At 55.1% G+C, this 13,922-nt stretch carries 12 protein-coding genes and 1 pseudogene; 9 read left to right on the top strand and 4 right to left on the bottom strand.

The window, feature by feature from the left end; all coding sequences use genetic code 11:
* The first annotated feature begins 102 nt into the window (after positions 1-102).
* From H6G53_RS02940 to H6G53_RS02960, 5 genes are all read left to right on the top strand, one after another.
* Positions 103-1,128, top strand: coding sequence for a DUF2325 domain-containing protein (locus H6G53_RS02940; RefSeq protein ID WP_099533045.1), 1,026 nt, complete (start codon positions 103-105; stop codon positions 1,126-1,128).
* 478 nt (positions 1,129-1,606) lie between these two features.
* Complete coding sequence (locus H6G53_RS02945) at positions 1,607-2,623, top strand: ABC transporter ATP-binding protein (RefSeq protein WP_099533043.1); 1,017 nt, start codon at positions 1,607-1,609, stop codon at positions 2,621-2,623.
* Between the two features lie 84 nt (positions 2,624-2,707).
* Positions 2,708-3,574, top strand: a complete 867-nt coding sequence (locus tag H6G53_RS02950) for an ABC transporter permease (RefSeq protein WP_190353379.1) — start codon at positions 2,708-2,710, stop codon at positions 3,572-3,574.
* Between the two features lie 33 nt (positions 3,575-3,607).
* The gene (locus tag H6G53_RS02955; protein WP_190530868.1) at positions 3,608-4,285 is read left to right on the top strand and encodes a hypothetical protein; all 678 of its coding nucleotides are present in this window, start codon (positions 3,608-3,610) and stop codon (positions 4,283-4,285) included.
* Complete coding sequence (locus H6G53_RS02960; protein WP_099532420.1) at positions 4,282-4,653, top strand: hypothetical protein; 372 nt, start codon at positions 4,282-4,284, stop codon at positions 4,651-4,653. The genes H6G53_RS02955 and H6G53_RS02960 overlap by 4 nt, the downstream gene beginning before the upstream one ends.
* Positions 4,654-4,832: 179 nt before the next feature.
* Here H6G53_RS02960 and ilvD read toward each other — a convergent pair whose 3' ends face one another.
* The 4 genes and pseudogenes from ilvD to H6G53_RS02980 all read right to left on the bottom strand — a co-directional run bounded on the left by ilvD (position 4,833) and on the right by H6G53_RS02980 (position 9,263).
* On the bottom strand, positions 4,833-6,518 hold the full coding sequence (ilvD, locus tag H6G53_RS02965; RefSeq protein WP_099532419.1) for a dihydroxy-acid dehydratase: 1,686 nt from the start codon (positions 6,516-6,518) through the stop codon (positions 4,833-4,835).
* A gap of 349 nt (positions 6,519-6,867) precedes the next feature.
* Positions 6,868-7,650: pseudogene (locus H6G53_RS02970) on the bottom strand (site-specific DNA-methyltransferase); the annotation flags it as partial.
* Between the two features lie 329 nt (positions 7,651-7,979).
* Positions 7,980-8,174: a hypothetical protein gene (locus tag H6G53_RS02975; protein WP_190530870.1), complete on the bottom strand. Its 195-nt coding sequence runs from the start codon at positions 8,172-8,174 to the stop codon at positions 7,980-7,982.
* A gap of 66 nt (positions 8,175-8,240) precedes the next feature.
* Positions 8,241-9,263: a Gfo/Idh/MocA family protein gene (locus H6G53_RS02980; protein WP_255407512.1), complete on the bottom strand. Its 1,023-nt coding sequence runs from the start codon at positions 9,261-9,263 to the stop codon at positions 8,241-8,243.
* A 141-nt stretch (positions 9,264-9,404) separates the two neighbouring features.
* On the opposite strand from H6G53_RS02980, the gene queC reads away from it, so the two are divergent.
* The 4 genes from queC (at position 9,405) to H6G53_RS03000 (ending at position 13,814) form a co-directional block, all read left to right on the top strand.
* Entirely contained in the window at positions 9,405-10,166 is a 762-nt protein-coding gene (queC, locus tag H6G53_RS02985) for a 7-cyano-7-deazaguanine synthase QueC (protein ID WP_099532416.1), read from the top strand.
* Positions 10,167-10,418: 252 nt separating this feature from the next.
* Positions 10,419-11,489, top strand: a complete 1,071-nt coding sequence (locus H6G53_RS02990; RefSeq protein ID WP_099532415.1) for a ParA family protein — start codon at positions 10,419-10,421, stop codon at positions 11,487-11,489.
* Positions 11,473-12,231 (top strand): HEPN domain-containing protein, encoded by a 759-nt coding sequence (locus tag H6G53_RS02995; RefSeq protein ID WP_190530871.1) that lies wholly within the window; start codon positions 11,473-11,475, stop codon positions 12,229-12,231. The genes H6G53_RS02990 and H6G53_RS02995 overlap by 17 nt, the downstream gene beginning before the upstream one ends.
* Positions 12,232-12,407: 176 nt before the next feature.
* Positions 12,408-13,814, top strand: a complete 1,407-nt coding sequence (locus H6G53_RS03000) for a DNA (cytosine-5-)-methyltransferase (protein WP_190530872.1) — start codon at positions 12,408-12,410, stop codon at positions 13,812-13,814.
* The last annotated feature ends 108 nt before the right edge of the window (positions 13,815-13,922 follow it).

Consider the following 13,922-nt stretch of genomic DNA (forward strand, 5'->3'; position numbering starts at 1 on the left):
GTGGCCCATAACGCACCGTTGAAGGGAAGCGATAGGATTAAGTCATGTTTAAAATGGCCGCCCATTTCCTAATCCCCAACCCCTTGTGTTAGGAGTCTTCCCATGGATATCACAGAACTGAATGAACTCGAAAGTTCCGTCCAAGACCTGATTTCGGCGGCAAAGGTCGAGCTAGAAGCGAAACGCCTAGAAAAGCAGCGAGACGAATACTATCAACATGCCCTTGCGGAAATCGAAGCCCGGTTGAACGCGGTGTTAGCGCAAGTGCAAACCACCCTCAAAGAGTTGCCGGCCGATGAGTTTGGCGACAGCATAACCCGCCGCAAACTCCAAGAGAAGGAAGCGGATATTTTGCAGCAACTGGCCGATGCGCCGCGCTTGGCTTCAGAAGCGGCCGATCGGCAGTTGATTTTGCAAGAAGAACGACTGATTGAGGAACGCTTACTGGATCAAACAAACCGGTGGCGCTATGAGCTAAGGGAAGACCTGCTGGACATGATTCGCGACCAGCAGGATTTTTATAGCGCAACGGACGCGGCCGTGGCGATTCGGGGTTATATGCATGACCTGAAGGCGATCGATGCCCTCACGGAAGTGCTGGAAGCCTTGATGGATCAAATTAACCAACACAGTGAAGAAGGGCCGGTGGCCAAGCGTCGGGGCAATGATGAACAGACGCTGATGTTTATTTATGAAAAGGCGATGCAGAATCGGGCGCGGGTGGAGCGCAGTCCCGATGTGCGGCCCCAAACGCGGCATCGATCGTCTGAGCGCCGTCCCAATCCCTACTCGGAGTTGGCGGGTAAGGTGGTGGTTTTTGGGGGCCACGATCGCTTGGAGTCGGCGGTGCGCAATCGCTTGCGGGAATCGAAGGTGGAATTGGTTTGGTGTACGGCCCAGGCGGGCCTGAACATGGCTCAGCAGGGGGAAAGCCACATCTCCAGCGCGGACTTGGTGATTATCGTGACCGGTTATGCCAGCCATTCCTTGACGGAAAAGGCGATTCAGTCGGCTAAGAAAATGGGCATTTCACCGGAGATGGTGAACACCACGGGGATGACCAAGCTGCTGGAGACGATCGAGTTTGGGCTGAAGGCGAAGTTGCTGGCGAAGCGCTTGGGGGGTTAGGGGCGATCGTCTGAAACCCTAACTCCGCCCTTGGCAGAGATCGTAAGGAGCAAGGGGCTTAAGCCCCTTGTTACAGCGATTAGGGTATGGACAATGAACCGTTTTCGCTAGATTCCAGTAAGAAGCGACAGGCCCCTTGGGTTCAGCGTTGGTTGGCGGGCCGGCGGCCCCGGCCGTTGCCCAGCGGTTTAGAATGGATTGCGCATCAGTTTGAAGATTTGTTGAGGAATGGCGAGGGGGTGCGATCGCCGGGGTGGGGAGGATCTAGCCCCTGCCGATGATCCAAGGAATTTCCTGCGCAATCTCCCTGGAGAGCTTCTCCCTGGAGAATGGCCCCTGAGAAATCCTGCTCGTCTTGCCTTGCTCCGGTTTTCGGCTGCTGTTTTAGCTACCTGCCAGCCCCGGTCTCTGTTCTGGTTGCTATCCAACGGTGTCAGACCCTGGGGCCGGGCGATCGCCCCTGACTCTCGCGCGGCCTATGACCCCTGCAATTGCGATTCGGAACCTACAAAAACGCTATGGCGACGTTACCGCCGTTGATCACGTATCGCTGGAGGTGAAACCCGGCGAGATTTTTGGCCTGTTGGGGCCCAACGGCGCGGGCAAAACCACCACGATTCGCTGTCTTTGTACCTTGGCCCAGCCGGATGGGGGAGAAATTTTTGTGTCGGGGGTGTCGGTGTTGCGGGAACCCCGATCGGCCCGTAAGCGGTTGGGCTATGTGGCTCAGGATGCTGCGTTGGACAAGGTGTTGACCGGGCGGGAAATGCTGGAGTTGCATGGTGCGCTCTATCACTTGCGACGCGAGGCGATCGGGCAGCGGATTGCAGCCATGGCGGATCTGCTGGGGCTGGGTGACTGGCTCGATCGGAAAACGGGAACCTATTCCGGCGGCATTCGCAAGCGCTTGGACTTGGCCACGGGGCTGCTCCACGAGCCAGATGTGCTGGTGTTGGATGAACCCACGGCGGGGCTGGATATCGAAAGCCGGATGGCCGTGTGGGAGTTTTTGCGGAAGTTGCCCCAGTGGGGGACAACGGTTTTGATCACCAGCCATTACCTGGAAGAGATTGATGCGCTGGCCGATCGGGTGGCGATTTTGGATCAGGGCCAGGTGATTGCCCTGGGCACACCGTCGGAGTTGAAGGCTCGGTTGGGGGGCGATCGCATTTCCCTGCGCATTCGGGAATTTACCCCCGCTGCCGAGGCGGAAACGGCCCAAACCCTGCTGACGGCGCTGCCCTGTGTCAAGGATGCGATGATCAACCGGAGCCAGGGAAATACGCTGAATTTGGTGGTGGATGATCTCGATCGGGGGTTGACCCTGGTGCAGCAGGCCTTGGAACAGGCGGGGTTGCCGGTGTTTGGCATTGCCCAATCGCGCCCGAGTTTGGATGATGTTTATCTGGCTGCGACGGGCCGGACATTGCTCGATGCGGATTTGGCAGCGGGCGATCGGGATCCTAAGCTGGCCCGCAAGCAAAATATGCGCTAGGCCTCAGACCATTCCTTCCAGAGTTTCCAGTTCTCCATCTAGTTCTCTCTATTCACCCCTACCCTCCAGATTCCCCTAAGCCTCATGAGCACGACTTTGCCCACGGACAGTCCCACCCGATCGCCCGCCCTGGAACCCTCGCCCCTGGCGGAATTTTGGCAAGAAACGGCGGCCCTGCTGCGACGGTTGTTAATTCAACTGCAACGGCGGCCGGTGACCTTGGTGGCCGGCACTATTCAGCCCCTGATGTGGTTGGTTTTGTTTGGGGCCCTGTTCCAAAATGTCCCGGCCGATTTGTTTGGCGATCATGTGGGCTATGGGCAGTTTTTGGGGGCGGGGACGATCGCCTTTGCGGCCTTTAGCGGGGCGCTGAATGCGGGCTTGCCGGTGATGTTCGATCGGGAATTTGGCTTTCTGAATCGGCTGTTGGTGGCCCCCTTGGTGTCGCGCTTTTCGATCATCACCGCCTCGGCCCTGTATATTGGCTTGCTGGCCTTGATCCAAACCGTGGCGATCGTGATTGCGGCGGCTGTTTTGGGGGCTGGGCTGCCGGGGGTGGCGGGGTTGGCCGTGGTCGGGGCGATCGTGCTGCTGTTGGTGGCGGGGGTCACCTCCCTCAGCTTGGGTCTGGCCTTTGCGCTGCCGGGCCACGTGGAATTAATTGCCGCTATTTTTATCACCAACTTGCCCCTGCTCTTTGCCAGCACGGCCTTGGCTCCCTTGTCGTTCATGCCCGGTTGGTTGCAGTGGGTGGCGGTGTTGAATCCCTTGAGCTACGCGATCGAACCCATTCGCTATCTTTATCTGCATCCGGACTGGAGTTTTAGCAGCATTGTCATGCAAGCGCCCTTTGGATCGGTTAGTTTTGGTATGGCCCTCGGGGTTCTATTCATTTTTGATTTGGTGGCGATCGGGCTTGTGCGGCCATTGCTGCAACGGCGGATGGCATAGGACGCTGGATCGCAGGAGCAGGCTAGACGTGGCATGGAGCAGAATCTAAAAGACAAGCTGGATTGCTTTTTAGCATCCCCCTATGGACGCACGATGCTGGGGGAATACGCTTACCTCCATGCCTCGGAATGGTTGCAACAATATTGCGAAGCGGCCGGCGCAATGGCGAATTTGCCGGACTGGTTGCTCCTCCTGTTGGAGTTGGGGCAAGAGTCGGCGGAGATTTTTGCGAGTTTGACCGATGCCGGAACCCTGGAAACCGATCGCAAAACCATGTCCCTGTTGCTGGAGCGACGGGGGCTCCTGCTGGCCCAAACCAGCGGCCGGCTGCGACAGACCTTGGAACTCCATCGCCCGGGCCTTGACCTCAGCCAGGATGCAATCGAAGACGCTAGCCTATTGGCATCAACCCATCCACCGCGATCGGGGTTGGCGGGTTCCGGCCGTCGCGACAACATCGTGAATCGCAACCACTGGGAACCGAAGGCGGACTTTTTGCCTCACAGTGAAAGGCGGGTGATTGGCGATGTGGGGGGCACCCCTCTGCTGTTGGTGGGCTACGAAAAAAACCAGTCCCGATCGCCCATGGTTGCTCGCGCCACTTCCGGCAACCCTCAACAGGATTCGCTGTTTGCGGTTCCCCTGTCCGATTTGCTGGTGCATTCTAACGAACCCGTTAATATCCCTGAATTGGAGTTAGCTGAATCATGAGCCATCCCTCGATCGCTCCCTCGATCGCCTGGTTGTCGGGATCCTCGATCGTCACCGTCTTGAGCATTCTGGCCTTGGGCAGCAACCCCGCGATCGCCCAATCCTCGGCCCTGGGTGACCCAAATGCCAATGGATCGTCCGGTGATGTGCGCCCCAATGAAGTGTTTCAAGGCTCCGGCGTTTCTGCCCAAGATTTGATTCGCAACATCATGTTGGCCCCGGGGCAAACCCTGGATGATTTCAATCAACAACAGTCGGGACGGATTGACAACGCTGCCAATGAGTTTTTGCGCCAGCGCCAGCAGCGATTGGAACAAAACGGCCAAGGCGGTGCTAGCGTGACCCCCAGCAGCCCAACTCGCAATTAATTCGCGATGCGGTCTACAAAAACCCCGCTCGATCGAGTCGCGATCGGGCGGGGTTTTGCGGATCGAAATGCGGATCGAGATGCGGATCTGAATAACGATCGGAAATAACTGGGTGGATTGGGTCGCGCTGAATTGCTGGGCTGAATTACTGGGCTGAATTGCTGACCCAGCCCCAAACCCTACAGCAAGTTCAAATCCGTCACGGCTCCCAGGCTGCTGGAAGAGACCAACTTGGCATATTTTGCCAACGTGCCTCGTTTGTAGCGCGGTTCCGGCGGTTGCCAGTTAGCCCGGCGGGCCGCCAGCTCCTCATCGGACACATTCAGTTGCAGCTTGCGGTTCGGAGCATCGATCGTGATGCTGTCACCCTCCTGCACCAGGGCGATCGTGCCACCCACGGCCGCTTCGGGAGCCACGTGACCCACCACCATGCCATAGGTTCCACCCGAGAAGCGCCCATCGGTGATCAGCCCCACCGAGTCGCCCAGACCCGCACCGATGATCGCCGCCGTCGGAGCCAACATTTCCCGCATTCCGGGGCCGCCCTTGGGCCCTTCATAGCGAATCACCACCACATCACCGGGGTTGATTTGATTCGCCAAGATCGCCTTTAAGCAATTCTCTTCCGACTCAAACACCCTTGCCGGGCCGGTGATCACGGGATTTTTCACGCCGCTGATTTTGGCCACGGAACCTTCGCTGGCCAGGTTGCCCTTCAGAATGGCCAAGTGACCCTGTTGATAAAGGGGCTTGTCGAAGGGACGGATGACATCTTGGTCGGGGCGCGGTTCGTCGGGGATCTCCGCCAGGGTTTCCGCGATCGTCTTGCCGGTGATTGTCAAGCAATCCCCATGCAGCAGCCCCTGATTCAGCAAAATTTTCATCACTTGGGGGATGCCGCCGGCCTTGTGCAAGTCGGTGGCCACATAGCGACCGCTGGGCTTCAGGTCGCAGAAAACGGGCACGCGGGCGCGGATTTCTTCAAAGTCGTCCAGGGTGAGGGGCACCCCGATCGTGTTGGCGATCGCCAGCAGGTGCAACACCGAGTTGGTGGAACCGCCCACGGCCATGATCACGGAAATGGCGTTTTCAAAGGCCTTGCGGGTCAAAATTTGCTTCGGTGTGCGGCGTGCTCTGATCGCTTCGGCCAACACGCGGGCAGACTCGGCCGCGCTGGCGTTCTTCTCGTCATCCTCGGCGGCCATGGTTGAGGAGTAGGGCAGGCTCATGCCCATGGCCTCGTAGGCGCTGGACATGGTGTTGGCGGTGAACATGCCGCCGCAGGAACCCGCACCGGGACAGGCGTTGTGTTCCACGGCCATCAGCCGGGCTTCGTCAATTTTGCCAGCGCTGAATTGGCCCACGGCTTCAAAGGCGCTGACGACAGTGAGATCTTCTCCGTGCAGATGGCCGGGTTTGATCGTGCCGCCATAGACAAAGATGGCGGGAATATCCAATCGGGCCATGGCGATCATGGCTCCGGGCATGTTTTTATCGCAACCGCCGATCGCCAGGATGCCATCCAGACTTTGGCCGTTGCAGACGGTTTCGATCGAGTCGGCAATTACGTCCCGCGACACCAGGGAATATTTCATCCCTTCAGTGCCCATGGAGATCCCGTCACTGATCGTGATCGTGCCGAAAATTTGGGGCATTACGCCAGCTTCGCGGGCTGCGGCCATGGCGCTGTCGGCCAGGGTGGCAATGCCCATGTTGCAGGGGGTGATGGTGCTGTAGGCGCTGGCGATGCCGACGATCGGTTTGCTGAAGTCATTGTCACCAAAGCCCACTGCACGGAGCATGGCGCGGTTGGGCGATCGCTGCACACCGCTGGTGATCTGTTGGCTGCGGAAATTGTCGGACATGGGGTTTTGCTCTCTCTAGCCGATCCAGAAAAGCGATCTTTAATTGTCGCACTGGGTCTGTCGAATCAAGCTGAACAAATCTCGATCGCCTGGTTTCTTAATGGTTTGGATGGTTTGGGGGACTGGAATAGCTTGTTGGGGAGCTGTTTGGTTCCATAATTGACGCTCCCGCCGGTTGATTGCTGGTTTTGCTGCTGGCTGGGTTGTTGGCCTTGCCGCTGGCCTTGCTGTTGGTCTGGTTATCGGGTTGCTGGCTGGGTTGACGGCCCGGTTGAGAACTGGATTTGCCATTGGCCAGAACGCGATCGCCCGCGCTGGTCTCGGAGCCTGGGAGGGGGGCGGTGGTGAAGCGATCGACCGCCAATTGCAGGTAGGCCGCTTCTTTTTCAATGCCAATAAAGGCGCGATCGACTCGTAGGGCTGAAAGGCCCGTTGTGCCGCTGCCGCTGAAGGGATCGAGCACCAAATCTCCCGGATTGGTGCTGGCGGAAATGATTCGATCGAGTAAATCCAGAGGCTTTTGGGTGGGATGTTTGCCTTGCAATTTCTCCGAAGCCGGTGGGGTGGGAATTGACCAAACACTCCGCATTTGTCGGCCAGAAAGCTTGAGGGGATCGCGGGGAAAATCTCCCAGCTTCATGGCTTCATAGTTAAAGACATGTTTTCCTTTTTTGCTTTTGCGGGCCCAAATTAGGGTTTCATGGCTGGCCGTAAAAAAGCGACAGGATAAATTGGGACTAGCGTTGGGTTTATACCAACAAATTTCGTTCAAAACATGAAAATCCAAACATTGCAGTGCAAAGCCACAGGCATAGATATTGTGATAGGTTCCTGAAATCCAAATTGTGCCATTGGGTTTCAAGATCCGCCGACATTCCTGAATCCAAGCGCGGTGAAATTCAAAATCCTGTTCAATGCCATTGCTGCGATCCCAATCGCCTTTATTGACACTGACGGCCCGGCCGCCATGACAGGTAAACCCGTTATTAGACAGGTTATAGGGCGGATCAGCAAAGATCAGATCCACACTATTGGCCGGGAACAGGGGCAAAATTTCAAGGCAATCGCCCTGGTAAAGGGTGCATCGATCGCGCTGGTAGAACGGCTGGACTGCCACAGAAGGCTCGGACATGGTTCTAGGCCAAACGACACACCAAAAGGAAGGCTGGAACGGGACAAAACCACGCCCCGATCGACATAGAAAGATCAGCTTATCGAGAAAGCAAGATTGTGGCTAGCTAAATCCGCTGCTTAAACTTAGTCGCAAACCTAATCTAAACCGTTGGTTAACTCTACTATCAACCCTAATCTAATGCAGGGAACCGTAGCTAGGTTAGCCAGAAAATAACAATCTGGCTAGGTAATTTGCCAACTTTGTTTACGGATCAATGGGCTAATCTTGACGCTGGGCCAGCGCTTGAGGGCTTTTGGGAAACGACAAATTAAGACCGATGCCGCTGTTCACGGCCTGAAAATTTTGGAACGGGAGCCAAGTTGTGGTCGGAGGTCATCCATGGCCACCGGTTGATGGGCGATCGCCCGCCGAGTGAGTCGCGATCGCCGGTTAACAGGCCGGTTCAGTTGATTGGGCCGATCGATTCGATTGGGCTGATCGATCCGATCGAGCCGAGCCAACGGATCGCGCCAAAACTTCACGGGTAAATTGGGCCGCTGGGCCCGTCACGAAGGGGATGCTCGATGGTCTAACGGTTGATTAACCGATTAACCCCACCGATCGTCGCCTTTGCCCAAGGGTTCGTCCAGGGCCATTTGTTCGATCGCGCTGGCAATTTTTAGGGCCTTCAGGGCCTGTTCGCCGCCGATCGAGGGTTGCATCTCGCCCCGCACACAGTTCACAAAATGCTCCAATTCCGCATGGAGCGGCTCCGTGTTCCCGATCGCCACCGACTCGATCGACCCATCCAATCGATAGCAAGCCTGACTGGCGCGATCGCCTGCCGGATAGCTGGAGGTTTTGCGATGAACCAAAATTTGACGCGCCAGGAAATCCGCCTCCACCAGTGAATCCTGGCAATGGGCCGCAATCCGGCGAATTTTGCGGTGTGTCACCTTGCTGGCCGTCAGGGTAGCCACAATCCCATTGGCAAAGCCCAGGGTTGCCGTCACATAGTCCAACTGACCGGAAGCGGCCCGGCTGCCGCTGGCCGACAAACGCACCACCGAGGAGTTGGCAATTTCCAAAATCAGATCAATGTCATGGATCATCAAGTCCAACACCACCGACACATCATTGGCGCGATCGGCGTGGGGACTCATGCGATGGGCTTCGAGCGCTAATACCCGCTCCGTTTTCAGAACGTTGAAGCATTCTTGAAACGTGGGGTTAAATCGCTCAATATGTCCCACCAGCAAAATGCATTGACGTTCGGCCGCCGCATTCACCAGGGCCTCCGCTTCAATGATGCTGGCGGCGATCGGTTTTTCCATGAGCACATGCACCCCAGCCCGCAGGCAATCCATGCCCACGGTGTAGTGCAGCTTGGTGGGAACCGCGATGCAAACCGCATCCACCAAGGGCAGCATGTCTTTGTAGTCTTCAAAAAACCGAACGCGGTATTTGCTGGCCAATTCCAGCCCCCGTTCCACATTCAGATCTGAAATTCCCACCAATTCGGCATCCTTAAGCAAGCTCAGGATCCGGGCGTGGTGTTGTCCCATGTTGCCGACCCCGATCGCGCCAACGCGGATGGGATGGTGGCTCGGCCGGGCAAGGGCAGGCCGAATTTGAGCATCGAGCGATTCGCTACGGGATTGCACGCGCGTTTAACAGCAGCAGTGAAGGGGCAATGGGGCGAGGAGTGATGCCGCCAGCGTCGGCCGGCCACATCCTACCATAGGGTGGATTTTCGCAAGAATTCTTGACCCATGACCGTCGTACCGCCTGGAACTCCGGAAGCCGCCCCAACGCCCTCTGCTCGATCGCCCCAGTGCCAACCGCCCAAAGCCGTTGTGTTGCTCTCCGGTGGTTTAGACTCATCCACGGTGCTCTATCAAGCCAAGGCCGATGGGTGCGACTGCTACGCCCTGTCTTTTGATTATCAGCAGCGCCACCGTCGGGAACTGCAAGCGGCTGTGGCGATCGCCCAGGCGGCCGGCGTGGTGGCCCATCAAGTGGTGCGGTTTGACCTAACCCAATGGGGTGGCTCGGCGCTGACCGATAACCAGCTTGATTTGCCGAGCGATCGGCCCTTGGACGGCATGGCGACGGAAATTCCGATCACCTATGTGCCGGCCCGCAACACGATCTTTTTGAGCTTTGCTCTGGCCTACGCGGAGGCGATCGACGCGCAACGGGTTTATATCGGCGTGAATGCCCTGGACTATTCCGGCTATCCCGACTGCCGGCCCGACTACTTGGCGGCCATGCAGTCGGTGTTTCAGTTGGGCACGCGCCAGGGTCGGGAGGGCCAGCCGATCGAAATCGTTGCGCCCTTGGTGGAGCTACGCAAAACGGACATTATCGAGCTGGGCAATCGGTTGGGCGTGCCTTGGGCGGATACGTGGTCTTGCTATGCGGGGGGCGATCGCTCCTGTGGCCGCTGCGATTCCTGTCGGCTGCGGCTGGCGGCCTTCGCGGAATTGGGCCTAACCGATCCAGTCCCCTACGAAGTTCTTCCCTCACAATAGACTCAATTCTGATGTGTGCTATGGTTGGAGAATGAGACCTAGCCAACCACATCAGAGCTTTCGGTTTTGAGTCTGATCAGGTCAAAAGAAACTAGAGACTGCTGACCTAATCGTTGATCTCTAGTTTCAATATCTTTGGCTCGATCGTTATGATTCATGAAAACTTCCTAGAAAATCATAAAAACATCAGTCCTAAATCTTAACTGATTTCATAGGCTTAAATTTTAAAACCACTGAAAAGGCTAAATAAAAATGACTAAGAAAATTGCTCTTTTTAACCACAAAGGTGGAGTAGGCAAAACCACAACCACCTTTAATTTGGGTTGGATGTTAGCCAAAAAAGGTAAACGAGTAATCTTGGTTGATAGCGATCCTCAATGTAATTTGACGGGCATGGTGTTGGGTGATGCAACAGAAGAGGATGAAGAAAGAGTTCAAAAGATCTACAAGACAACATCAAATATAAAGACAGGCCTTGCCCCTGCGTTTGAATCCCAGCCACGGGCGATTGAAGCCATTGATTGTGTGCCTGTAGAAGGCTGTCAAAATCTATTCCTTTTGCCCGGTCATCTTAGCTTTGCTGAGTATGAAGTGGCACTTGGATTCGCTCAAGAGTTAAGCGGTTCAATTCAGGCTTTGAGAAATATACCAGGAGCAATCAATGACTTGTTAGATAAGACGGCAGAAAAATTTAATGCTGATTATATTTTGATTGATATGAGTTCAAGCTTGGGAGCAATCAACCAGAATTTACTAGCAATTAGTGACTTTTTTCTGATTCCTACAACTGCTGATTTCTTTTCGATAATGGCTATTGACTCTCTAGTCAAGGTCTTACCTAGATGGTACGCATGGGCAAAAGTCGCAAGCTCACTGCAAGTTCTTCGAGAAGCTCATTACCCTTTTCCAGCGACAAAATTGAAATTTTTGGGAGTTATTATACAAAATAATCGCATTATTCACGGTAAAGCAACAACAGCCTTTCAAAATTGGATTGAAAAGATTGAGAAGGCAGTTTCTGAACAGCTTATTCCGGCACTTCAAAAAAGTAATATGACGTTGCCTGATTATTTATATCGAGAGCAAGGAGTGCAAGACAATCTTTCCTTAGCTAAAATTCCCAACTTCAATAACTTAATTGCCTTGTCTCAAGAGCACCGAACGCCTGTCTATGATTTGACTCCTGAGCAACTTGGGCAAACAGGTATTGTTCTGAAAAGTAATCAAAAGAAGCAAGAAGAGTTTAGACAAATGTTTTCTGATTTGGCCGATAAGATTATTGCGCTTAGTTCTGAAAGTTCGGTGTATGCAGTCAGCCCTTGATCAATTTCGCATCAGTATTGGTCGAGTTAGAGACCTGATTGCACTACACAATTCTATGAAAGCTCAGGCAACCGGTGCATTGGATGTGTCGGATATGCTGCGTGCAGCTTTGGTGCTGACGGTGAGTGCTCTGGATTACTATATCCATGAGGTTGTGACGCTGGGAATGCTGGAAATCTATCGAGGCGATCGCCCTGAGCCAAGCCCTGCCGGAAACATAGCCCAATCAGCCTTTGCCCGCTTTCAGGTTTCCTTGGGTAATGCACGTCAAGATCGCCTGACTGCAATCAATCTCGCAGATTGGCTGGAGTTTGAAATTCAAAAACTTCAGGGTTATGAATTCCTGCAAAATACTTATACCATTTCCGAATTAATTCCAGTTTTGTCTAATAGTCTTTCCAATAAACTAGATGACACTTTGTGGTTAGAAACAGAAATTCGAGAGCGTTTGAGATATCAGAGCTTTCAGCAGGCTGAAAAAATTGCTGATGCAATTAGGCTAATTTCCGATCAAAAGCTATGGGATACAGTTGCTGATCGAATGAAAAGATCCGCAAAAGAGGTTAAGCAACAACTTAGCTTGATTGTGGATCGAAGAAATAAGATTGCTCATGAAGCCGATATTAATCCAATATTGGGAATTGGCGAACGTTGGGGAATTGATGAAATGCAAGTGAGCGAAGCTGTGGATTTCATTGTTGGTGTAGTCGAAGCTATTCATCAGGTTATTCAGGTTGGGTGACTCAGGGGCCAAGAGTTGCTGATCAGATAGATTAAATATCCACAAAATTGACTGAGTAATAAGTTTGTTACCCGATCGCCCAAGAAAGGGTAGGGGCAGTGGATCGATCAATCGCTCGGAATTCCGCTACCATATGGGTCGCTTGACCGCTGTTGCTGAAAGTTGACCCCCTTGCCGTGACCGTTTCCCGCCGCCCGATCGCCGTTGACCTGTTTGCCGGAGCCGGAGGGATGTCCTTAGGGTTCGAGATGGCGGGGTTTGATGTGGCGGTGGCGGTGGAAATTGACCCGATTCACTGTTTAACCCATCAGTACAACTTTCCGCAGGGGGCGGTGCTCTGTCGGAGCGCGGCGGAGGTGACGGGGGCGGAAATTCGGCAGCAATTGGCGGCGGTGTTGCGGGGCGATCGCCCGAGTGATTCCGAACGGGTTCGTGATTCAGCGTTGACCAGCCGCCTAGGGCTAGAAGAACCAGAGCTGGAAATTGATGTGCTGTTTGGGGGGCCGCCCTGCCAGGGATTTTCCATGATGGGAAAGCGGGCCTTTGATGATCCGCGAAATGCCTTGATGTTCCACTTTGCTCGGTTGGTGAATGAGCTGCGGCCCAAGTATTTTGTGATTGAAAATGTGCGGGGCATGACCCTGGGCAAACATCGGGCGTTTTTGAGCGAATTAATTGATTTATTTGCCGATTTTGGCTACCAAGTGGAAGCCAACTATCAGGTTTTGAATGCGGCCCATTACGGCGTACCGCAGGATCGCCAACGTTTGTTTCTGTTGGGGGCCCGATCGGGCTGGCCGCTGCCCAGCTATCCAGCGCCCCAAACCCGCCGCCCGCCGGTTTGCAAAAGCGCCAAGCGCGATCGAACTCTGGCCCATTTGCCCATTTGCCCCACCGTGGCCGGGGCGATCGGGGATTTGCCCGACGTGGATCAATATCCCGAACTGCGATCGAGCGATTGGTTGGACTTGGGCCAACTGGCCGATCCCCCTGGCGACTATGCCCGCTGGTTACGGGGCGCATTGCGGGATCCTGCTGATTTCAGCCATCCCCGTCGATCGCCTCGATCGGGCTTGTCCGGTTGTTTGCGTACCGACCACAGCGCCGCCTCAGTGGCCCGGTTCCAAACCACGCCCCCCGGCGAAGTCGATCGGATCAGTCGCTTTTTAAAACTGCATCCCGAAGGCATTTGCAACACCCTACGGGCCGGAACCCCCAGCAATCGCGGTGCGTTCACCTCGCCCCGGCCCATTCACCCCATCCAAGGGCGTTGCATCACCGTGCGCGAAGCGGCCCGCCTCCACTCCTACCCCGACTGGTTCTGTTTTCACGGCACGAAATGGCATGGAATGCGGCAAATTGGTAACTCAGTGCCGCCCCTGTTGGCGCGGGCTGTGGCTGCCCAGGTGCGATCGTGCCTGCCGGGCGAACCCACCCTGCCCGATCGCCCCATCCCGATCGGCGATCCTCAGTGGTTGAGCTACACCATGAGCCAAGCCGCCGATTTTTATGCGGTCAGCCGCCACGCGATCGCCCCGCGTCGTCGGCAAAGGGATCAGGCCCCTGCGGAAGCACTTTCCTGAGCTGCGTTTTGCGAATTTCCCGGCTATTTCCCAGCTATTTCCTAGTTAGGATCAACCAGCTCTCTCAATTCCTAATTCTCAATTCCTAATTCTCAATTCCTAATTCTC

The sequence above is a fragment of the Limnothrix sp. FACHB-406 genome (genome assembly GCF_014698235.1).
Lineage (GTDB): Bacteria > Cyanobacteriota > Cyanobacteriia > CACIAM-69d > CACIAM-69d > CACIAM-69d.

Bases quoted from the DNA above. Each gene is read 5' to 3' on its own strand.
- H6G53_RS02940 (WP_099533045.1), top strand. From the start codon at position 103: ATGGATATCACAGAACTGAATGAACTCGAAAGTTCCGTCCAAGACCTG.
- H6G53_RS02945 (WP_099533043.1), top strand. From the start codon at position 1,607: ATGACCCCTGCAATTGCGATTCGGAACCTACAAAAACGCTATGGCGAC.
- H6G53_RS02950 (WP_190353379.1), top strand. From the start codon at position 2,708: ATGAGCACGACTTTGCCCACGGACAGTCCCACCCGATCGCCCGCCCTG.
- H6G53_RS02955 (WP_190530868.1), top strand. From the start codon at position 3,608: ATGGAGCAGAATCTAAAAGACAAGCTGGATTGCTTTTTAGCATCCCCC.
- H6G53_RS02960 (WP_099532420.1), top strand. From the start codon at position 4,282: ATGAGCCATCCCTCGATCGCTCCCTCGATCGCCTGGTTGTCGGGATCC.
- ilvD (WP_099532419.1), bottom strand. From the start codon at position 6,518: ATGTCCGACAATTTCCGCAGCCAACAGATCACCAGCGGTGTGCAGCGA.
- queC (WP_099532416.1), top strand. From the start codon at position 9,405: ATGACCGTCGTACCGCCTGGAACTCCGGAAGCCGCCCCAACGCCCTCT.
- H6G53_RS02990 (WP_099532415.1), top strand. From the start codon at position 10,419: ATGACTAAGAAAATTGCTCTTTTTAACCACAAAGGTGGAGTAGGCAAA.
- H6G53_RS02995 (WP_190530871.1), top strand. From the start codon at position 11,473: ATGCAGTCAGCCCTTGATCAATTTCGCATCAGTATTGGTCGAGTTAGA.